The sequence below is a fragment of the Aeromonas sp. 600724 genome (assembly GCF_049175135.1).
Classification (GTDB): domain Bacteria; phylum Pseudomonadota; class Gammaproteobacteria; order Enterobacterales; family Aeromonadaceae; genus Aeromonas; species Aeromonas veronii_A.
In genome coordinates this window covers 125439-145410 of record NZ_JAAKUM010000004.1, presented here as the reverse complement: position 1 = coordinate 145410, position 19972 = coordinate 125439, and the positions used below count along the sequence as shown (strand labels likewise).

Here is a 19972-nt window from a genome sequence, read left to right as displayed (position 1 = left end):
CGCCATAAAAAACGGCCTGCAGATACAGGCCGTTTGCTTTTGCGGTTGTTCAGGCGCCGAGACGAGCCAGCAGCCAGCTGCGAATGTCGCCCAGCTGCGGACGGCAGATCTCGTGACGCATCGGGTACTCGTGCCACTCGGGGTCGAGCCCGGCGCTTTCCAGCCGGTTCTTGGCATCCCAACCGAGCGACAGGCTCACCACATCGTCGTAGATGCCGTGCATGTAGCAGATGGGCAGGGTGCGAGCAGCCTCGCTCATCTCGCCGAGCAGCTTGTCGGGGGCAGCCAGATAGGTGGACATGCAGAGCAAGCCCGCCAGCGTAGCCTGATAGCGCAGCGCGGTGAAGGAGGCAATTACCCCGCCCTGTGAGAAGCCTGCCAGCACGATATGCTCGGGGACAAACCCGTCGGCCACCAGCTGATCCAGCAATGCGGCAATCTGGTCGGCTGATTCACGGACATGGGACTCCACGGCCCGCTCGGCGGGATCCTCGAAGCTCTTGATGTCGTACCAGCCGCGCATCTTGTAGCCCATGTTGATGGTGATGGGGCGCTCGGGGGCATCCGGCAGCAGGTGACGCACCGGCAGCTCGGCGGGCAGATCCAGCGCGTCCACCAGTGGGGCGAGACCTGCGCCGGAATCACCCAGCCCGTGTAGCCAGATCACCGCGTGACGGGCGCCCTGCGGGTGCAGGTCGATCATGGAAACACCACCTCTTCACCCGCCTGGGCGGAGCAGGATTGGCTCAACAGCGCCTTGAGCTCGTGGCCGAAGCGGTTGTCGATCCAGGTGTCACCCTGCAGTTCGAAGTGGAAGCCGTTCTCGCGGGTGGCGACCCAAATCTGGTGCAGTGGCTCCTGCTTGTTGATGATGACCTTGGTCTTGTTCTCGAAAGAGAGGGTCAATACGCCACCGTTGCGTTCGCAGTCGATATCCGGATACCCCTCGTCGAGCGTGTCCTCCACATATTGGAAAAAGGCGTCGGTCAGGGCGTGATACTCGTGATCCTTCATCGGTTTATCCTGTTGCTTTTAACAATGTGAGTGCGATTATAGAGGGCCAAAAATTTTTTCGCAGCGAACCATTATGATCACCCAGTTCACCAAGTGTCTGCTTGCCACTCTTCTGTCCCTCGGGTTGGCCGCGTGCGGTCTGAAGGGGCCGCTCTATATGCCGCCCCCCGAGCAGCCACAGAGCCAGAGTACACCGCAAGCAGCGCCGCCTGCGACCACTGAGGCTGCCACCGAGGCCGCGCCGCACTAATGCCGCACCCATTCTAGGAAGGAACCGCCCCCTTGGATCACTTTAACTACGACGCCGCCGGCCAGCTTCAGGCCGAGCAAACCTCGCTGCAACAGCTTGCCGAGCAGTACGGTACCCCGCTTTACGTCTACTCCCGTGCTACCCTCGAGCGCCACTGGCACGCCTTCGACAAGGCCGCTGGCGATATTCCCCATCTGATCTGCTATGCGGTGAAGGCCAACTCCAATCTGGCGCTGCTCAACCTGCTGGCACGACTGGGCTCGGGGTTTGACATCGTCTCCGGTGGCGAGCTGTCGCGGGTACTGGCGGCGGGCGGTGATCCGGCCAAGGTGGTCTTCTCCGGTGTAGCAAAGAGTGAAGCCGAGATGCGCCTTGCGCTGGATAAAGAGATCCTCTGTTTCAATCTGGAGTCGGAAGCCGAGCTGGAGCGCCTCAATCGGGTGGCGGGCAGCATGGGCAAGAAGGCTCGCGTCTCGGTGCGGGTCAATCCGGATATCGATGCCGGTACCCACCCCTATATCTCCACCGGCCTCAAGCAGAACAAGTTCGGCATTCCCATCGAGCTGGCGCCAGCCATCTATCGCAAGGCGGCCGCGATGGCGAACATCGAGATCGTCGGGGTGGATTGCCATATCGGCTCGCAACTCACTGAATTGAATCCCTTTATGGAAGCGGCTGACAAGTTGCTGCGGCTGATCGACGGTCTGGCAGCGGAAGGCATTCATATCCATCATCTGGACGTGGGGGGGGGTCTGGGGGTCAACTACGGTTCCGAGCAGCCGCCCCATCCGACCGAGTACGCCGAAGCGCTGAAGCAGAAGCTGGCGGGCCGGGATCTGACCCTGCTGTTCGAGCCGGGCCGCGCCATCGTCGCCAATGCCGGCGTGCTGCTGACCCGGGTCGAGTACCTGAAGCCGGGCGAGACCCGCAACTTCGCGCTGATCGATGCCGGCATGAACGACATGCTGCGCCCTTCGCTCTACGGCGCCTGGATGAACATCATCGAGGTGGATAGCCGTGCCGGCCATGCTCCCGCGCTCTATGACGTGGTGGGCCCGGTGTGCGAGACCGGCGACTTCCTCGGCAAGGAGCGCACCCTGGCCATTGCCGAGGGCTCCCTGCTGGCGGTGCGTTCGGCCGGAGCCTACGGCTTTACCATGTCATCCAACTACAACACCCGTCCGCGCGCAGCCGAAGTGCTGGTGGATGGTGCCAAGGCGCACCTGATCCGCGAGCGTGAGCAGTTGGCCGATCTCTGGCGCGGTGAGCACCTGCTGCCCTGATGGCGCAGGCTGGGACAATGATTTCATAACGATTGACGGTGAGTTTTTACAGCCCTAACAGCACAGGAATGCACGATGTGGACAGACTGTTCCAGGATGCATGGGGCTTTGGACAACGACTTCATGGCGCTTGGCGACCCTTGGTTCGGTGAATTTTTACAGCCCTAACAGCACAGGAATGCACGATGTTGATAGATTTTTCCAAGATGCATGGCTTGGGCAACGACTTCATGGTGGTGGATGGCGTCACCCAGAAGGTATTTTTCAGCAATGACGTCATCAAGAAGCTGGCAGATCGCCACTTCGGGATCGGCTTTGACCAGCTGCTGCTGGTGGAGCCGCCCTATGACCCTGAACTCGACTTTCACTATCGCATTTTCAATGCCGATGGCAGCGAGGTGGAGCAGTGTGGCAACGGTGCCCGCTGTTTTGCCCGTTTCGTGCGTCTCAAGGGGCTGATAAACCGGGATCGCATCGCGGTCAGCACCGCCCGGGGTCGCATCGTGTTGCAGCTGGAGGGGGAGAACCAGGTCACGGTCAACATGGGTGTTCCCCAGTTTGAGCCGGGCAAGATCCCGTTCCGGGCCCAGAAGGCAGAGAAAACCTATCTGTTGCGGGCGCAGGAGCATACCGTGATGTGTGGCGTGGTCTCCATGGGCAATCCCCACTGCGTCATCGAAGTGCCTTCGGTCGCCGATGCGCCGGTCGAAACGCTGGGTGCCATCATGGAGCGCCACGAGCGTTTTCCCGAGCGGGTCAACGTCGGCTTCATGGAGATGGTCAACGCCACCGAGATCAAACTGCGTGTATTCGAGCGGGGCTGTGGCGAGACCCTGGCCTGCGGCACCGGTGCCTGTGCGGCGGCGGTGATTGGCATCAGTCAGGGCAAGCTCAAGGAGCGGGTCACCGTCAGTCTGCCGGGCGGCAAGCTGACCATCGCCTGGAAGGGGCCGGGCCAGCCGGTCTACATGACAGGCCCCGCCGAGCATGTGTTTGACGGCCAGATAGAGGTTTAGCCGATAAAGGTTCAGGTACGGGGGGCGCTGGCCCCCTTTGCCCATGATGTCGGGGCAGCGAGCCCCATTTCTCTGATGGATCAACCAATTTATGAGCGAACTCAAACGGCAGGAGCAATCGGTGGATGAAGCCACTGTGCTGGAGTACCTGGCCCGTTATCCCGAGTTTTTCCAACGTCATGCCGCCGTGCTGGACCGGATCCGCATTCCCCATGAACGCAAAGGGTCGGTCTCGCTGGTCGAGCGCCAGCTGGAGCGTCAGCGCGAGCGGATCGAACAGCTGGAGCAGGAGATCACCGAATTGATGGGGATCGCCAGCGAAAACGAGCGGATCTTCCGGGTCTATGCCGATCTCTACGGCGAGCTGTACGGCTGCCAGACCCTGTTCGAAGTGAGTGCCGTGATGGGCAAGGCCTTTGTCCAGCGGCTGCGCCTGACCGGGCTGCGGCTCTGGCTCAATCCCAAGAAGTTTGCCCTGAGCGGGCCCGAGCAGCGCTTTCTGGCGCAGGGCAAGCAGCTCGAATCCCTGCTGGGTCAGCGTCTGCCGGGGCAGGATTACTACTTTGGCCGCCTGAGCCAGAGCGAGAAGCAGGCGCTGTTTGGCCATGATGTGCTGGTCAACTCGGTGGCCCTGATGCGGCTCGGCGATCTCGGTGTGCTGGCCTTCGCCAGCTCGGATCCCGGCCACTTTACTCCCCACAACGACACCCTGCTGCTGGGCCAACTGGGGCGCCTGCTGCAACTGCGTCTGCCCGAGTTGACTCATGGCTAGAACACCGGCCAAGGCGCCTGCCAAAGCACCCGTCATCGCACCGCCACTGCCTGCGGCACTGGCGGACGAGCTGGCGGCCTTTATCGAATACCTGAGGGTCGAGCGTCAGCTCAGCCCTCATACCCGCAATAACTATCAAGCCCATCTGGAGGCGATGACCGCCGAGCTGGTGGCCCTCGGGCTCACTGATTGGGGTCGGCTCGAGGCGAGTCAGGTGCGCACTCTGGTGACCCGGATGCACAAGGGGGGCCTTGCTCCTCGTTCCCTTTCCACCAAGGTCTCGGCCCTGCGCAGCTTTTGCGACTGGCAGGTGCGGCAGGGGCGGCTCACCGCCAATCCGGCTCGCGGTATCGTCACCCCCAAACAGGGGCGGCCGCTGCCGAAAAACCTCGATGTGGACGAGATGCACCAGCTGCTCAACATTACCGACGAGCAGGATCCGCTGGCGGTGCGGGATCGCGCCATCATGGAGCTGATGTACTCTTCAGGGCTGCGTCTGGCCGAGCTGGTGGGGATCAATCTGGTGGATCTGAAGCTCGACGACCGCCAGCTCAAGGTGACCGGCAAGGGCTCGCGGGAGCGGGTGCTGCCCATCGGCCGGATGGCGGTCGAGTGGCTGCAGAAGTGGCTCAAGGTGCGCCCGCTGCTGGCCGGGGATGAGAGCGAGGCGCTGTTTGTCTCCAACCGCAAGCAGCGGCTGTCGGCGCGCTCGGTGCAGGCCCGCCTCGATGGCTGGGGCAACAAGCAGGCGCTTAACGCCCACGTCCATCCCCACAAGCTGCGCCACAGCTTCGCCACCCATATGCTGGAGTCTTCCGGCGATCTCCGGGCGGTTCAGGAGCTGCTGGGACATGCCGACCTCTCCACCACCCAGATCTATACCCACCTCGACTTCCAGCATCTGGCCAAGGTTTACGACAGCGCCCACCCCAGGGCCAAGCGTGACCCGGATGCGCAGGACGATGAATAACGGGCCCTGAGCCCCGTTGCAGAGGAGAGTCCATGCACTTCTATCGCCGCTGGCAGCCGGTTGCTGCCATCTCGTTTGACCTCGATGACACCCTCTATGACAACGGCCCCGCCATCGTGCGGGCCGAGCAGTGGATGTTGAGCCATCTGCGCGGCGAATATCTGGCGACAGCCATGCTCGACAAGCCACGCTGGCTGGAGCTAAAACGCGCTGTGTTGCTGGCCAACCCCGGGCTGCGCCACGATGTCAGCCTGGCGCGCCAGCAGACCATCCGCGCCGCCATGGTCGAGGGGGGGATGGCCGACCAGCAGGCCAGTCGCGAGGCGGAGCAGGTCTTTGCTGCGTTTCTGGCAGAGCGCTCGAAGATCGATGTGAGCGAGTCCACTCATCAGCTGCTGGCCAGATTGGCCGAACGCTACCCGCTGGTGGTCATCACCAACGGCAATCTGGATCTGCTTCAGGCCGGGCTGGATCGCTACTTCACGCTGGTCTGCAAGGCGGGGGCGGGCGCCAGGATGAAACCGGCGCCGGATATGTTTGAGCAGACCCGCAGTGCCCTCAAGCTGCCAGCGGAGCGGATCCTCCATGTGGGGGATCATCCCGAGACCGATGTACTGGGTGCCCGTCTGCATGGCTTTCGCGCCGCCTGGCTCAACGAACGGCAGCAACCGTGGCAACGGCTGCAACAGTTGCCGGACGTGGAGCTGACGGCACTGGAGGAGCTGGCTGAGCTGCTGCTCTGATGGCGCTGGCGGGTGGCCACGCTCAGGCGGTAATGGCTGTCAGCGAATAGCGATATATGGCAAGGGGTTACGCCCGCTATTTGCGACAAACCAACCCGAGCAGGGTGTAGCGGTCGCGCTGGTTGACGCGGCAGTAACTGATGCCGACGGGCAGCGCCTGCTGCAGGGTGATGGCGCTGTTCTGATAGCGGCAGACCAGATAGAGGGGGCGCAGGCTGCTATCGAGCTGGCTCCAGTAGTGGATCTCGTCGCTGTCGCCGTTATCCGGTTTGAGCTGGACCCGCTCATCGGGATTTCCGTCAAACAGGGAGAGACGATCCAGCCGATGGGTGAGGCGCTCGCCAGGTTTGCCGTTGTCGTTGCGGGTCACGGCCTGCCAGCCCTGCTGCGGGGTCAGCAGCTGCTGGCGAGCCTCGATGGTGGCAGGACAATCAAATTGCAGGCTGGCGGCAAGGGCCAGGGTTGTCAGTAACATGGCTGCTGTTCTCTCTTCACGTCCTCAACAAGATGCCATGCTACGTCATCTGCCCCCGAACAGCTTCATCAGTTTATCAAGCAGATCAAGCTGTTGTGGTGGCCGTTTCATTGACTCTGCCTCTCGTTCCAGCAGTGCCTGTTGCTCCTGCTGACGGTCACTCAGTACTCGATAGAGGGGCTCGACCAGTGACTCGCGCTGGGCGACCAGCTCCTGGAACATGCTCTGATTGATGCGATAGGTTTCGACGGTGGCCACCGCCCGCACGGTGAAGGTACTGGGTTCGCCGGTGAGCAGGCTCAGTTCCCCGAAGAAGTCACCTGCGCCGAGAGTGCCCAGTTTCAACTCTTTCCCTTCCAGATTAATCAGCATCTCGGCTTCACCTTTGACCAGTACGAACAGCCAGCTGGAGACCTCACCCTGCTCCAGCATGATGTCACCGCTGACAAAGGGGGCAAACTTCACCTGGTCCGCCAGTCTGATCAGCTCATCCTCCTGCAACATGGCAAACAGCGGCAGCTTGCGCAGGGTATCGGTTCGTTCGGCGGTGTGGCGCTTGTGGCGGGCATCCAGGTGCTGCTTCTCCTTGGCCATAAAGACATTGAAGATCGGTGGGGTAAGACGGCGATCGTTGCGACGCAGGGCGGCATCGATCAGGCTGCGTACCATGGAGTCGGTCGGATCGTCGCGAGCCAGATCGGTCAGCCAGTAGCGCACCGCATAACGGGCAATCCCCCCCTCGACATTCATCAGCAGGCAATCCGGTTGCGGATGCTTGGCGACGCAGGGGAGCTTGGTCTCTCGCAGGGATTTCTCGATCAGGGCGATGATCTGGGTCGGCAGGGTATCCAGGGTCAGATCGAACCAGACCCAGCGTCGCCACTGCAGCGGCTCGCCACGGCGACGCCCGAGCACGGTGAAGCGCTGTTTGAGCAGATGACTGTTGGGGATGACCACAGTTTCCCAGTTGCGGGTCTCGATGGTGGTGGCACGCCAGTTGATCTCCACTACCCGGCCCTGGGTGGTGTCCACTTGCAGCCAGTCCCCGATGGCGATGGAGTTGTCGAGCTGAATGGAGACCCCGGCCAGCAGATTGCCCAAAGTATCCTGCATGGCGAAGGCGATGACCGCGGTGATCACCGCCGAGGTGGTGACTATCTCCCCGAGCGCCATGCCGGAGGCGTAGAGGCGAAACAGACCCCAGCCGATATAGCCGATGGTGATGACGATGTCGGCGATGATCCGCGGGATGCGGATCTGGCAGAGGGGCAGAAGAAATTCGAACAGCAGTATCCCCCACACTTTTACCAATATCAGGCCCGCCAGCAGGGTGGAGATCTCGATCAGCAATTGATGGGGCAGCGGCAGTTTGAACCAGCCCCCTTCCAACTGGATCAGCAGGATCACGACAGTGCTTATCATCACGAAGCTGAGCTCGGAGAGCAGCTCCCGTCGTTGCCCGGGGCAGCGCCAGAAGTGGAGCAGCATCAGAGAGAGTGTGAGCAGGGTCCAGAACGGGTGTTCGCGGATCCATATCAGTGTGGGTAGCGCAGTGAGGTTGTCGCTGAACATGACGGCCCCTTGTGATGGTTTTATTTCCAGCATAGCCGTTCCGGCACGGGGAAATGGTGCGTTGGGGCAGCAATTTATTTATCCTGTGCAGAACCGGGCAAAGGAGTGCGATTGAGTGAAATTTTCAAAGAAAATCATCTGTTTGATGGCCCTGTTGCCACTGGCTGGCTGCGATCTGCTGGTCGAGAAGTATCGGGTCGAATTCCGGGATGGCTCCTGGCGTGAAATAGCTATTACCCCCTTCTCCAGCGAGGCGCGCTGGCGCGAGGGGTGTGCCACCGGCGAGGTGCTGAGCGATATGAAGGTGCCCATCAAACGGGGTGATACGGTCAATGGCCGCGAGCAGTTGCTGATCGGCGGCGAGAAGTTCGAGCTGGATGACAACAACCTCTACCGCAGCAACGGCATGGTGTTTGGCCATTCGCCTGATCATATCCAGCGCGGGCTCAAGGGGATGGATATTTGCCGTACCCTGCGCCCCGAGCGGGGCGGATTGCCCAAGCTCAAGGCGCGAGGATTTGGTGAATAAGCGTTAACGATTATCTCTCTGACGGCGTCGGCAGGCGTCACCAAAGGCCTGGAAGATCTTGATGGAGTGAGGATTCTCGCTGGCTTTCCACTCCGGGTGCCACTGTACTGCCAGCAGGAAAGGGGAGAGGGTAGGGGCATGGATGGCCTCGACCAGTCCATCTTCGGCATGGGCCAGCGGCTCTAGGCCATCACCAAGACGGTTTAGCCCCTGTCCATGCAGGGAGTTGACCGGTATCTGTTCAGCCCCCATCAGTTCGGCAAACCAGCTGCCCGGCAGCAGCTCAATCTGATGGCTTGGCCCATACTGTTCGTCGACCGGATCGTCGGCATCTTCCCGATGATCGTCATAACCCGGTTCGGTGTAGACCTTCTGGTGGATATCGCCGCCCAGTGCCACGTTGATCTCCTGCATGCCGCGACAGATCCCGAGGATCGGCAAGCCACGGGCGAGGGCTCCCTTAATGAGGGGCAGATCGAACAAGTCGCGATCCTTGTCCTGCTGTTTCTCCGGGGTGAGGTTCTCCTGTCCGTAAAGCGCCGGATCGATGTTGGAGCCGGCGCCGCTCAGATAGATGCCGTCAGCCAGATCCAGATACTGCTCCAGATCGGCGGTGCCACAGCAGGTGGGCACCAGCAGCGGGACACAGCCGCTGATCTCGACCAGCGGCATGATGTATTTGTGGGTCATTACCTGATAGGCGTGGCCGTTGCGGGGCTGGGCCCCCATGGTCATCAGCACGACGGGTTTACGGTTGGTGACGAGTATGGAATTTGGCATAGAACACCCTGATTATCCCTGGCGTTGAAGTCTCATCCTGCACCTTGGGCAGACCCTTGCACATCGGCTGGGCAAGGGCATGCCTCAAGGTATGGTCATGGGATCCCGCGTCTTACCGGGTGGCAGAATCGAATCGTCGGTCAGCCTCGGCAGCGACAGCCTGGATCCTCTCCCCAGTCTGCCAAGGCTGTTCAATATGTCAAACAAAATGATGCAAAATTGTTAATGCAATAGTTTTGAATGGTTCTTTAGTGGCGATTTTACTGGGAAAAACGGATAGGGATGTATGCCAGGAACACCAGAGTGGTGGATATATTAAACGCACAGGGAGGGGGTAGGGGAAAAGGCATCAAGATAAACACGCCTCCGCGAGGGGAGGCGTGTTTCGGGGATCACAGCAGGTCTTCGATCTCGCCGCGCAGATACTGGTACATCTCGCGGTAGGCGACCGGCGGCTTGTTCAGCACCCGCTCCTTGTTGGCGGAGCGGATCAGCTGGCGCAGCTTCTGGCGATCCAGTTCGTGGAACTGGGACATCAGCTCGTTTAGGGCGCTGTCACCTTCGGTGATCAGGCGCTCGCGCCACTGCTCCAGGCGATGCAGGCGCGCATTCACGGTGGAGTGACGGTTCTTGATGATGGAGAGCGCTTCGGCAATCGGCTCGATATCGCGGCTGCGCATCAGGCGGCCGATGAACTGCAGATGGCGACGGAAGGACTCATCCTTCTTCGGCTTGAGTTTGCGACCCAGCTCGACAGCTTCTGCAAGCTCTTCATCCAACGGGATTTTTTCCAGCTCGCTGTGGCTGAGGGAGACGATCTCTTCCCCCATTTTCTGCAATGCTTCGGCATCGCGCTTGAGCTGGCTCTTGCTGGGGCCCCAGTCTTCGAACTCGTTGTCGTCTTGATATTGACTCATCGGTCTCTTGATTCCTGTCATTCACGTTTGGCGGATATGTTACCAGCTTCTCCCGCTGGGCGCAGGGGTCTGATATGCTTACCCCCCTTTCCTTCTTTCATACAGATGTGAGTTATGGATCAGCAAGACCAAATCCGCCAGGATCAAGCCCATCTCGAGGCCGTGGTTGCCGAAGCCCTGGAGATAGCCAAAGGACTGGGCGCCTCGCTGGCCGAAGTCTCCATCAGCAAGCAGACCGGGTTGTCGGTGAACACCCGGGGTTGTGAACTGGAAAGCATTGAATTCAATAAGGATGGCGCCCTCGGCATCGCCGTCTATCGCGATGGTTGCAAGGGATCTTCCTCGACCACCGATCTGAGCAAACCCGCCATTCGTGCCGCCGTTGAAGCGGCCATCGAGATTGCCCGCCACACCTCGGCGGATGATTGCGCCGGTCTGGCGGACGCCGAGCTGCTGGCCTGGGATGCCCCCGACCTGCAACTGTGTCACCAAATCGAGCTGGATCCCCAGCGCGGCATCGATCTGGCCATCGAGTGCGAACGACTCGCTCTGGGTCGCGATGTCCGTATCAAGCACTCCGACGGTGCCGGTTTCTCCAGCCATCTTGGCATCAAGGTCTATGGCAACAGCCACGGCTTCGTCAAAGGCTACGCGGCGTCGCGTAACTCCCTGAGCTGCGTGCTGATCGGCGAGCAGGATGGCGACATGCAGCGGGATTACGGCTACTCCTCCAGCCGTTCCCTCGACGGGCTCTGGAGCGCGCAGCGCATCGCCGACGAGGCGGTGGAGCGTACCGTCTCCCGTCTCGGCGCCCGCAAGATTTCTACCCGCCATGCCCCTGTGCTGTTCCACCCCGATACTGCCTCCGGCCTGTGGGGCCATCTGGTAATGGCCATCAGCGGGGGCAACCTCTATCGCAAGTCGAGCTTCCTGCTCGACAAGTTGGGCAAGCAGATCCTGCCAGAGTGGCTCACCATTCAGGAGTTCCCTCACCTGCTTGGCGGGCTCGCCAGTACTCCGTTTGATGGGGAAGGGGTGCGTACCCGCGATATGGATATCATCCGTAACGGCGAGCTGATGAGCTGGCTGCTTACCTCCTACTCCGCTCGCAAGCTGGGGTTGACCACCACGGGTCACGCTGGTGGCATCCACAACTGGCAGGTTTCCAATACCGGCCAGGATTTTCAGGGCATGCTGAAAGAGATGGGCACCGGCCTGTTGGTGACCGAGCTGATGGGGCAGGGGGTCAATATCGTCAATGGCGACTACTCCCGCGGCGCCGCCGGTTTCTGGGTCGAGAATGGCGAGATAGCCTATCCGGTCGAGGAGATCACCATCGCCGGCAATCTGGCCGAGATGTTCAGCCACATCGTGGCGGTGGGCCGTGACGAGGATGAGCGCTCCAGTCTCAAGACCGGCTCGGTGCTGGTAGAGAATATGAAGCTGGCGGGTCACTGATCGCCGCTGCAGCGAGATCGATATCCATAAAAAGAGGGCCGCAATCGCGGCCCTCTGTCTTATTTGCCTGGCGGATTAACCGGCCTTGACGCTGCGGCGACGCTGCAGCCAGACGATCACCCCGAACAGCAGGAAGCCCGGGATCCACATCCACTCCTTGCGCCAGCGATCGGTGGGCGCCTTGACGGTGAGGATCTCCTGATCGAACTCCAGCCCCATGGTGGCGGCCGGGCTGCCAAAGGCGACGTTGTCGATCAGCGTTTTGCCATCTTGCTCATAGAGGCTCAGCCCCAGATTGGCCAGCCGCTCTTCGCCATTTGCCCCATCCGGTACGGCGACCAGCAGGGTGAACTTGCGTGGCTTGCCCACTGCATCTTCACCGAGGATCCGCAGCCGCAGGGTGCTCTCCGCCTCCACTTCACCCATGGTTTGGGCCAGCTGGGCAGGCGGGGTCTCGCGATAGGGGTCGTGCACCATGTCCATCCAGAAACCCGGGCGGAACAGGGTAAAGGCGACCAGCAACAGCAGCACGCTTTCGTACCAGCGGCTCTTCACCAGGAACCAGCCCTGAGTGGCGGCGGCGAAGATCAGCATGGCGATGGTCGCCACGATGAAGATCAGCACCCCGTGGGCGAAGTCCACGTCGATCAGCAGCAGATCGGTGTTGAAGATAAACAGGAACGGCAGCGCCGCGGTACGCAGGCTGTAGTAAAACGCCGTGATCCCGGTCTTGATGGGATCGCCCTTGGAGACAGCGGCAGCCGCGAAGGAAGCCAGCCCCACCGGCGGCGTCACATCCGCCATGATGCCGAAGTAGAAGACGAACAGGTGCACCGCGATCAGCGGCACGATCAGCCCGTTTTGCTGTCCCAGCGTCACCACCACTGGTGCCAGCAGGCTGGAGACCACTATGTAGTTGGCAGTGGTCGGCAGCCCCATGCCAAGGATCAGGCTCAGCAGAGCGGTTAGCAGCAGCATCAGCAGCAGGTTGCCCATGGAGAGGAACTCCACCAGATCCGCCAGCACCAGACCGACCCCGGTCTGGGAGACCGCACCCACGATAATCCCCGCGGTGGCGGTGGCAATGCCGATACCGATCATGTTGCGGGCACCGGCGACCAGCCCTTCCCGCAGATCCACCACGCCGTCAGCGACGGTGCCGTAGTCGTGCTTGCCGTCCTTGCGCAGCCAGTTGAGCAGCGGGCGCTGGGTCAGCAGGATGATCACCAGCATCACGGTCCCCCAGAAGGCCGACAGCCCCGGCGAGAGGCGTTCCACCATCAGGCACCACACCAGTACCACCACCGGCAGCAGGAAGTGCAGGCCGGAGAGCAGCACGGCGCGGGTGTTGGGCAACTCGGTGAGCGGCTTGTCGGGATCTTCAGCAGGCAGCGGTTCATTGCTGGCAGCGATCTTCAGCAGGGCCACATAGGCGGCAGCCAGCAGTACCGAGATCCCCGGCAGGGCGTAGTCACCCAGAGCAGGTTTGAGCCAGCCGAGGCCATAGTAGACCGCCAGTGACAGGCCGCTGATGAGGGCTGCGCCAAAGGCAAAACCGGTCAGGCGACGCAGCCAGGGTTTGGGTTGATGGTTGCCGATGGGCTGCATGCCCAGTTTCAGGGCCTCCAGATGGACGATGTAGAGCAGCGCTATGTAGGAGATGGTGGCAGGCAGGAAGGCGTGCTTGATGATCTCCACATAGGGGATGCCCACGTATTCGACCATCAGGAAAGCCGCAGCCCCCATCACAGGTGGCATGATCTGGCCGTTGACCGAGGAGGCCACTTCCACCGCCCCCGCTTTCTCTGAACTGAAGCCCACCTTCTTCATCATCGGGATGGTGAAGGTGCCGGTGGTCACCACGTTGGCAATCGACGAGCCGGAAATCAGACCGGTCAGGCCGGAGGCGACCACTGCTGCCTTGGCCGGGCCGCCGCGCAGGTGACCGAGCAGGCTGAAGGCGAGCTGGATAAAGTAGTGACCGGCACCGGCACGCTCCAGCAGGGCGCCAAACAGCACGAACAGGAACACGAAGCTGGTGGAGACGCCAAGGGCAATGCCGAACACCCCTTCGGTGGTGATCCACTGGTGGTTGGCCAGCGCGGTGAAACCTACCCCGCGATGTGCCAGCAGTCCCGGCATCCAGGGGCCCGCCAGGCTGTAGATCAGAAAGACGATGGCGATGACCGCCAGTGCTGGCCCCAGGGCGCGGCGCGCCGCTTCCAGCAGCAGCGGAATGCCGATGCAGGCGGTCACCAGATCGGCGGTGGTGAGGGTGCCGGGACGCAGCGCCAGTGCTTCATACATCACGAACAGGTAAGAGGCGGCGCCAGCAGCGATCAGACCGAGGGCGATATCGCCGAGGGGAACCCGATCCCGCGGCGAGGAGCGAAATGCCGGGAACACCAGAAAAGCCAGCAACAGGGCGAAGGTGAGGTGAATGGAGCGGGTTTCGGTGTCATTGAGTACGCCAAACCCCACCATGAAGGGGAGTGGCGAGGCGATCCAGAGCTGGAACAGGGACCAGGCCAGCGCCAGCGCGGTGATGAGCCAGCCCATGATGCCCAGCGGCAGGCGAGCGCCCACATCCTGGGCGATCAGTTCCTCGGTAGAGAGTTGTTTATCTTGCATAGGGTTAACTTGTGCCAACGAGTACAACAAGAGCGACACCCGCCCCCGCAATCAGGCGGCGGACGGGTGTCGAAGAGAGTGACAAAGGCCCCGGGGCCTTCAATCAGATCCAGCCGCGCTCTTTGTAGTAGCGGGCAGCCCCTTCATGCAGCGGTGCAGAGAGACCCACCTTGATCATGTCGGCCTCTTTCAGGTCGGCAAAGGCAGGGTGCAGGCGCTTGAAGCGATCCAGGTTGTCGAACACCGACTTGACCAGCTGATAGACCACTTCCGGATCGGTTTTGGCGCTGGTGGAGAGCACCGCTTTGCCACCGATGGAGGGGGTCGGTTTATCGCTGCCCTTGTAGATGCCGCCCGGGATCTCGGCCTTGCTGTAGTAGCTCTTCTCGGCCAGCAGCTTGTCGATGTCGGCGCCGGTCACAGGTACCAGTACTGCATCTGTGGTGGTGGAGGCTTCCTGAATGGCGCCGTTCGGGTGACCGACGAAGTAGCTCATGGCATCGATGTTGTTGTCACCGAGGGCGGAGGCCTGTTCGGCCGGTTTCAGCTCGGAGACCAGACCGAAGTCACCCTTTTTCCAGCCTTTGACCGCCATGATCTCTTCCATGGTGTCACGCTGGCCGGAGCCCGGGTTGCCGATGTTGACGCGCTTGCCCTTCAGATCGTCGAAGCTGGCGATCTTGGCATCGCGGCGAGCCAGGATGGTGAACACCTCGCTCTGCAGGGAGAAGACGGCGCGCATATCGTCCATGGCCCCTTCGGCCTGGAACGGTGGCAGCCCTTTCATCGCCTTGAACTGGTGGTCGGATTGCATGATGCCGAAGTTGAATTCACCGCTGCGGATGCCGTTGACGTTGGCAACACCGCCGCCACTGGCCGGGGCGTTGCACTTGATCTGGTGATCGGCGGCGCCGCGATTGAGGAAGCGGCAGATGGACTGGCCAGCGACATAGTAGACGCCGGTCTGACCGCCGGTGCCTATGGTCACGAAGCGCTCCTGCGCTTGTACCGGACCACCGAATGAGACACCGACCAGAGCCGCCGACAGGGCGCATGCCAAAGTTAATCCTTTCATTTTTTCTCCCTTTTCTTTGATTTTGTTTATCCGATCCCCGGATAAATTGATGGCAATCCCGTTCTGCGCCGGGCTTGCCTGCTCTTCTCGTTGCGCGAAAGCGGGGGAGTTGATTCCCCCCTTTCCGGCAGTCACCCTCATCCTGTGGTGAGGCTACCGACCTCCTGTCGGTCGAAGATAAATTGGCCCCTGAGGGGCCAAATAAAAAGTTGCAAGCACTCCGATTAAGCACATTCACCCAACATAAATCAAACGAAATGGCAAAATCACGGAGTTTAATCTTGAGAAACATGACCTTGATCATTCATTTTCTAGCCGAAGATTAATTTGATATGAAGGGAAATGGAAGAGGGAAAAACTAGGAGGGGATTCTTATGCGGCCCTTGTGTGACAAGGGCCGGGGTCATAATGGATCAGTTGGCCGGGGTGGCCAGATCCAGGATAAAGGCATACTCCAGCGCGATATCTTCGTAGGCTTTGAAGCGGCCCGACTTGCCACCGTGGCCGGCGTCCATGTCGGTGTTCAGTAACAACTTGTTATCATCCGTCTTCAGCTCGCGCAGCTTGGCGACCCACTTGGCGGGCTCCCAATACTGCACTTGAGAGTCGTGCAGTCCGGTGGTGACCAGCAGGTTGGGATAGGCTTGTGCCTTGACCTGATCGTAGGGGCTGTAGCTCTTCATGTAGTCGTAGTAGCGCTTCTGGTTCGGGTTACCCCACTCGTCATACTCCCCGGTGGTGAGGGGGATCGACTCGTCCAGCATGGTGGTGACCACATCGACGAACGGCACCTGCGCCACCACGCCGCGATAGAGTTCGGGCGCCTGATTGATGACTGCCCCCATCAGCAGGCCGCCGGCGCTGCCGCCCATGGCGTAGACCTGATCCCTGGCACCGTAGCCTTGCTCCACCAGCGCCTTGGTGACATCGATGAAGTCATTGAAGGTGTTCTGCTTTTTCAGCAACTTGCCATCTTCGTACCAGTGACGGCCCAGCTCTTCACCACCCCGGATATGGGCGATGGCGTAGACGAAGCCTCTGTCCAGCAGGCTCAGGCGCGAGCTGCTGAAGTCGGGATCCATGCTGGCGCCGTAGGATCCATAGCCATAGACCAGCAGCGGATTCTTGGGCGCATCAGCCTGCTCTTTCTTGAACTTGTCCTTGCGATAGACCAGCGACACCGGCACCGATACGCCGTCGCGGGCGGTCACCCAGAGCCGCTCGCTGGCGTACTGGTCGGCCTTGAAGCCGGCCACCGGTTGCTGCTTGAGCAGGATGCGCTTGCCGCTCGCCATGTCCAGCTCATAGGTGGAGGCGGGGGTGGTCATGGAGGAGTAGCCATAGCGCAGGGCGCTGGTATCCGGCTCCGGGTTGTAGGCGAGCCAGGTGACATAGGCGGGATCGTCGAAGGCTATCTCCTTCTCGTCACCGCTATGCCAGTTGATCTGGCGCAGTCGGGTCAGCCCCTTGTTGCGCTCTTCCAGTACCAGCCAATCCTTGAACAGGGCGTAGCTCTCCAGCAGCACGTCCGGATTGGGGGCAATCACCGCCTTCCAGCGATCGACCGGGCTCTCCTTGGTCTCGTAGAGGCCGAAGTTCTTGCCGTCCTTGTTGGAACGCACATAGAAGCGGCCGCGGTAGTGATCCAGGCTGTATTCGTGATCCACCTGACGGGGCAGGAACAGGCGTGGGGCGTGCTCCGGCTGGTTGGCATCGATCAGCCGCGCTTCGCCGGTGGTAGTGCTGGAGAGGGCGATGACGATGAAATCTTCCGAGGTGGTAGCGTAGAGGCTGATGTAGAAGGAGTCATCCTTCTCCTCGTAGACCAGCTTGTCCGTGGCCGGATCCGTCCCGAGCGTATGGCGATAGACCTGATAGGGCAGCAGGGTCTGCGGGTGCTTGCGCACATAGAAGACGGTCTTGTTGTCGTTGGCCCACACCAGATTGCCGGAGGTATTTTCCAGTTTGTCGGTGGCCCACTGGCCGCTCTCCAGATCGAGGAACTGGATCTGGTACTGACGACGGGAGAGGAAATCTTCCGCCACCGCCAGCCAGCGGTTGTTGCGGCTCACCTCAAGGGCGCCGAGGGCATAGAACTCGTGCCCTTCAGCCCGCAGGTTGCTGTCGAGCAGCAGGCTCGCCTGCTCTTCACCGAGCTTGGTGCGCGAATAGATCCCGTACTCCTTGCCCGGCTCATAGCGGGTCTGGTAGCGGTAGCCGTTCTTCACATAGGGTACCGACTCATCCTGCTGGGGGATGCGGGCGACCATCTCTTTGTAAAGCTGCTCGCGCAGGGGTTGGGTCGGCTTGAGGATGGCCTCGGTATAGGCGTTCTCGGCCTTGAGATAGTCCAACACCTCGGGCTTCTGCCGCTCGTCGTCACGCAGCCAGTAGTAGTTGTCGATGCGGGTATCCCCGTGTTTTTTCAGAGTGCGGGGATGTTTGGCGGCCACGGGCGGCTGGATTGGATGTTCGCTTGTCAGCATGGCGGGCTCTTCATTGGCATAAGTGGGGGGGAGAACTGTCAGAAAGGCTAGCAGCAGAACTCCTCGGGAAAAGGTAAACATGTCGCATCCTTGGCGCTGGAAAGGGTTGGTAGACCTGAGCATCGGCTCCATGAATTGGCGTTAAATCTGCCCCTTGTTGCCGGTGGTTGCAAGCAATCCCTTGTTATTGCAGGAAATGTAATCAAAAAAAGCCGCTATCTCGCGATAGCGGCCCTCTTTCTGGCCATGAGCGGCAAGAGTCCGCTCAGGTGTGCCTCACATGATATGGGAGTGCCCTCTCATGGCCAGTTTTCGTCAGCCGGGGTAGCTCGACCAGCGGTTGGTCGCGCCCTCGTTGCTGATACTCAGTACCTCATAGGGATGGCCCGGAATATCCATGCCCGGCGCACTCTGGGGCATGCCCGGAATGGTCAGGCCACGGATCGCCGGTTTTTCCCTGAGCAGCTTCTGTACATCGGCGGCCGGTACATGCCCCTCGATCACATAGCCATTTACGATACCGGTATGGCAGGAAGCCAGTTCCGGCGCGATACCGTATTGCTGCTTCACTGCGCCGAGCTGTTCGGTTTCGATAACGTCCAGTTCGAAGCCATTCTGCTCCATGTGCTCGTTCCAGCTTTGGCAGCAGCCACAATATTTGGATTTGTAGACGGTCATCTTCTCGGCCGCGAGAGCCGAAAAGCTGACGGTACCAGCCAGCATGGCCAGTAACAGGGGTTTGTACATCACTCACCTCAGATTGAAAGAAAAGATGCCCGATACGGGATGCGTTTCAGATCCGGGTGCGTGGGGGACGTTCGAGCCGCTCGCACGGAGCGTCCGGCATAAAGAGAGAGGGGGAGGCGAAGTCGGGGGTGTCCGGTTCCAGTACGGCGACCGTCAGGCTGTCGCTGCCTACCAGTGTCATCGAGAGGGCGGTGGTAAAGCTGCCGCAGGGCATCGCTTTTTCCAGGGTGCGCTCGCTCTGGCTGCAGTGGGTGGTCAGGGTACAGAGGTCGGTTGCGGCCCGGCTGCCAAACGACATCAACACCAGCACCAGACTCCACAAGGGGAGCCAGCGACGGGCGTGAGCGAGTTGGCGACGGGTGAGAACCATGGAATGACTCGGAAAAAATAAGGGGCACATGGTAACCCTGTGCCCCGGGGGAGGGTCAAGCCCTCCCCATGGTGTCAGTCAGCTGGATTCAAGGTTGCTGACGGGTCGCTGCCAGCACGATCTCGCGCACGCAGATGTTGGCAGGCTGGTTCCAGGCGTAGAGCACGGCATCGGCGATCACTTCCGGTGCAATGACGCCACCCATCTGATCTTTCCAGTCGTGGTAACCGGCCTTGATGCTCTCGTCAGTGGTGTGGCTGAGCAGCTCGGTCTCGACCGCACCCGGGGCAATGGTCACCATCCGCACGCCGACATCGGCCACCTCTTCCCGGATGTTCTCGGTCAGGGCGTGCACGGCGAACTTGGTGGCGCAGTAGGCAGCATGGTTCGGGAAGGTCTTGCGACCGGCGATGGAGCTGATGTTGATGATGGTGCCGCTGCGGCGCTCCTTCATGCCTGCCAGCACTGCGTGGACGCCGTTCAGCACCCCCATCACGTTGATGTTGAGCATCTGCTGCCACTCGGCGGGATCCTGCACATCGGCCTGACCCAGCAGCATGACACCGGCGTTGTTGACCATGCAGCCCACCGGGCCAAATTTGGCTTCTGCCTGCTGGACGGCGGCTTTCATGGCGGCGGTGTCGGTCACATCGACCCCGATGCAGAGGGTATCGGGCAGATTCAGCGCCTGCATCGGCTCGACCCGGCGGGCCAGCAGCAGCAGCGGATGACCGGCAGCAGAGAAGGCACGGGCGATGGCGGCACCGATCCCGGCGGAGGCACCGGTGATCACGACGAGAGATTTGGACATGGGTCTTTCCTTCTGATTCAAGAGTCGGTTTGAGCAAACAGGTGGCTGGCCAGCACGGAACCCAATCACTATA

The 19972-nt window shown here is 60.9% G+C and carries 20 protein-coding genes; 8 read left to right on the top strand and 12 right to left on the bottom strand.

Going from position 1 to position 19972, the window contains the following annotated elements:
- Positions 1–49: 49 nt before the first annotated feature.
- On the bottom strand, positions 50–703 hold the full coding sequence (locus tag G5168_RS05375; RefSeq protein WP_421251926.1) for an alpha/beta hydrolase: 654 nt from the start codon (positions 701–703) through the stop codon (positions 50–52).
- Positions 700–1014 carry an iron donor protein CyaY gene (cyaY, locus tag G5168_RS05370; protein ID WP_106843461.1) on the bottom strand — a complete coding sequence of 105 codons (315 nt, stop codon included), beginning with the start codon at positions 1012–1014 and terminating at the stop codon, positions 700–702. The genes G5168_RS05375 and cyaY overlap by 4 nt, the downstream gene beginning before the upstream one ends.
- A gap of 73 nt (positions 1015–1087) precedes the next feature.
- Here cyaY and lptM point away from each other — a divergent pair, with 73 nt between their 5' ends.
- The 6 genes from lptM (at position 1088) to G5168_RS05340 (ending at position 6048) form a co-directional block, all read left to right on the top strand.
- A complete protein-coding gene (lptM, locus tag G5168_RS05365) occupies positions 1088–1264 on the top strand; it encodes an LPS translocon maturation chaperone LptM (RefSeq protein WP_019444858.1) in 177 nt (58 codons plus the stop codon).
- A gap of 32 nt (positions 1265–1296) precedes the next feature.
- On the top strand, positions 1297–2547 hold the full coding sequence (gene lysA / locus G5168_RS05360; RefSeq protein WP_042053477.1) for a diaminopimelate decarboxylase: 1251 nt from the start codon (positions 1297–1299) through the stop codon (positions 2545–2547).
- Between the two features lie 185 nt (positions 2548–2732).
- Positions 2733–3563, top strand: a complete 831-nt coding sequence (dapF, locus tag G5168_RS05355; RefSeq protein WP_005336371.1) for a diaminopimelate epimerase — start codon at positions 2733–2735, stop codon at positions 3561–3563.
- A 91-nt stretch (positions 3564–3654) separates the two neighbouring features.
- The gene (locus G5168_RS05350; RefSeq protein WP_005336370.1) at positions 3655–4335 is read left to right on the top strand and encodes a DUF484 family protein; all 681 of its coding nucleotides are present in this window, start codon (positions 3655–3657) and stop codon (positions 4333–4335) included.
- The gene (xerC, locus tag G5168_RS05345; protein ID WP_337073095.1) at positions 4328–5305 is read left to right on the top strand and encodes a tyrosine recombinase XerC; all 978 of its coding nucleotides are present in this window, start codon (positions 4328–4330) and stop codon (positions 5303–5305) included. Before G5168_RS05350 ends, xerC begins: the two co-directional genes overlap by 8 nt.
- 32 nt (positions 5306–5337) lie before the next feature.
- A complete protein-coding gene (locus tag G5168_RS05340; protein ID WP_421251925.1) occupies positions 5338–6048 on the top strand; it encodes an HAD-IA family hydrolase in 711 nt (236 codons plus the stop codon).
- 76 nt (positions 6049–6124) lie between these two features.
- Here G5168_RS05340 and G5168_RS05335 read toward each other — a convergent pair whose 3' ends face one another.
- Together G5168_RS05335 and G5168_RS05330 are read right to left on the bottom strand one after the other, a co-directional pair.
- On the bottom strand, positions 6125–6523 hold the full coding sequence (locus G5168_RS05335; RefSeq protein WP_421249441.1) for an STY0301 family protein: 399 nt from the start codon (positions 6521–6523) through the stop codon (positions 6125–6127).
- A gap of 45 nt (positions 6524–6568) precedes the next feature.
- Positions 6569–8095, bottom strand: coding sequence for a mechanosensitive ion channel domain-containing protein (locus G5168_RS05330; RefSeq protein WP_421251980.1), 1527 nt, complete (start codon positions 8093–8095; stop codon positions 6569–6571).
- A 145-nt stretch (positions 8096–8240) separates the two neighbouring features.
- Here G5168_RS05330 and G5168_RS05325 point away from each other — a divergent pair, with 145 nt between their 5' ends.
- Positions 8241–8624 carry a hypothetical protein gene (locus G5168_RS05325; RefSeq protein WP_227343122.1) on the top strand — a complete coding sequence of 128 codons (384 nt, stop codon included), beginning with the start codon at positions 8241–8243 and terminating at the stop codon, positions 8622–8624.
- Between the two features lie 3 nt (positions 8625–8627).
- Here G5168_RS05325 and G5168_RS05320 read toward each other — a convergent pair whose 3' ends face one another.
- Together G5168_RS05320 and yjgA are read right to left on the bottom strand one after the other, a co-directional pair.
- The gene (locus G5168_RS05320) at positions 8628–9404 is read right to left on the bottom strand and encodes a gamma-glutamyl-gamma-aminobutyrate hydrolase family protein (protein WP_421251924.1); all 777 of its coding nucleotides are present in this window, start codon (positions 9402–9404) and stop codon (positions 8628–8630) included.
- Positions 9405–9796: 392 nt separating this feature from the next.
- Complete coding sequence (gene yjgA / locus G5168_RS05315; RefSeq protein ID WP_421251923.1) at positions 9797–10321, bottom strand: ribosome biogenesis factor YjgA; 525 nt, start codon at positions 10319–10321, stop codon at positions 9797–9799.
- A gap of 114 nt (positions 10322–10435) precedes the next feature.
- Here yjgA and pmbA point away from each other — a divergent pair, with 114 nt between their 5' ends.
- Positions 10436–11779, top strand: coding sequence for a metalloprotease PmbA (gene pmbA / locus G5168_RS05310; RefSeq protein WP_421250845.1), 1344 nt, complete (start codon positions 10436–10438; stop codon positions 11777–11779).
- Positions 11780–11854: 75 nt separating this feature from the next.
- On the opposite strand, the gene G5168_RS05305 is transcribed toward pmbA, so the two are convergent.
- The 6 genes from G5168_RS05305 to G5168_RS05280 form a co-directional block, all read right to left on the bottom strand.
- Entirely contained in the window at positions 11855–14410 is a 2556-nt protein-coding gene (locus G5168_RS05305; protein WP_263084904.1) for a TRAP transporter permease, read from the bottom strand.
- Positions 14411–14513: 103 nt separating this feature from the next.
- Complete coding sequence (locus tag G5168_RS05300) at positions 14514–15485, bottom strand: TAXI family TRAP transporter solute-binding subunit (RefSeq protein WP_204382487.1); 972 nt, start codon at positions 15483–15485, stop codon at positions 14514–14516.
- A gap of 413 nt (positions 15486–15898) precedes the next feature.
- Positions 15899–18052: a S9 family peptidase gene (locus tag G5168_RS05295; protein ID WP_421251922.1), complete on the bottom strand. Its 2154-nt coding sequence runs from the start codon at positions 18050–18052 to the stop codon at positions 15899–15901.
- A 234-nt stretch (positions 18053–18286) separates the two neighbouring features.
- Complete coding sequence (locus G5168_RS05290; RefSeq protein WP_005348551.1) at positions 18287–18718, bottom strand: DUF411 domain-containing protein; 432 nt, start codon at positions 18716–18718, stop codon at positions 18287–18289.
- Between the two features lie 46 nt (positions 18719–18764).
- A complete protein-coding gene (locus G5168_RS05285) occupies positions 18765–19088 on the bottom strand; it encodes a hypothetical protein (RefSeq protein WP_005339955.1) in 324 nt (107 codons plus the stop codon).
- 88 nt (positions 19089–19176) lie between these two features.
- Entirely contained in the window at positions 19177–19899 is a 723-nt protein-coding gene (locus G5168_RS05280; RefSeq protein WP_421251921.1) for an SDR family oxidoreductase, read from the bottom strand.
- Between the last annotated feature and the right edge of the window lie 73 nt (positions 19900–19972).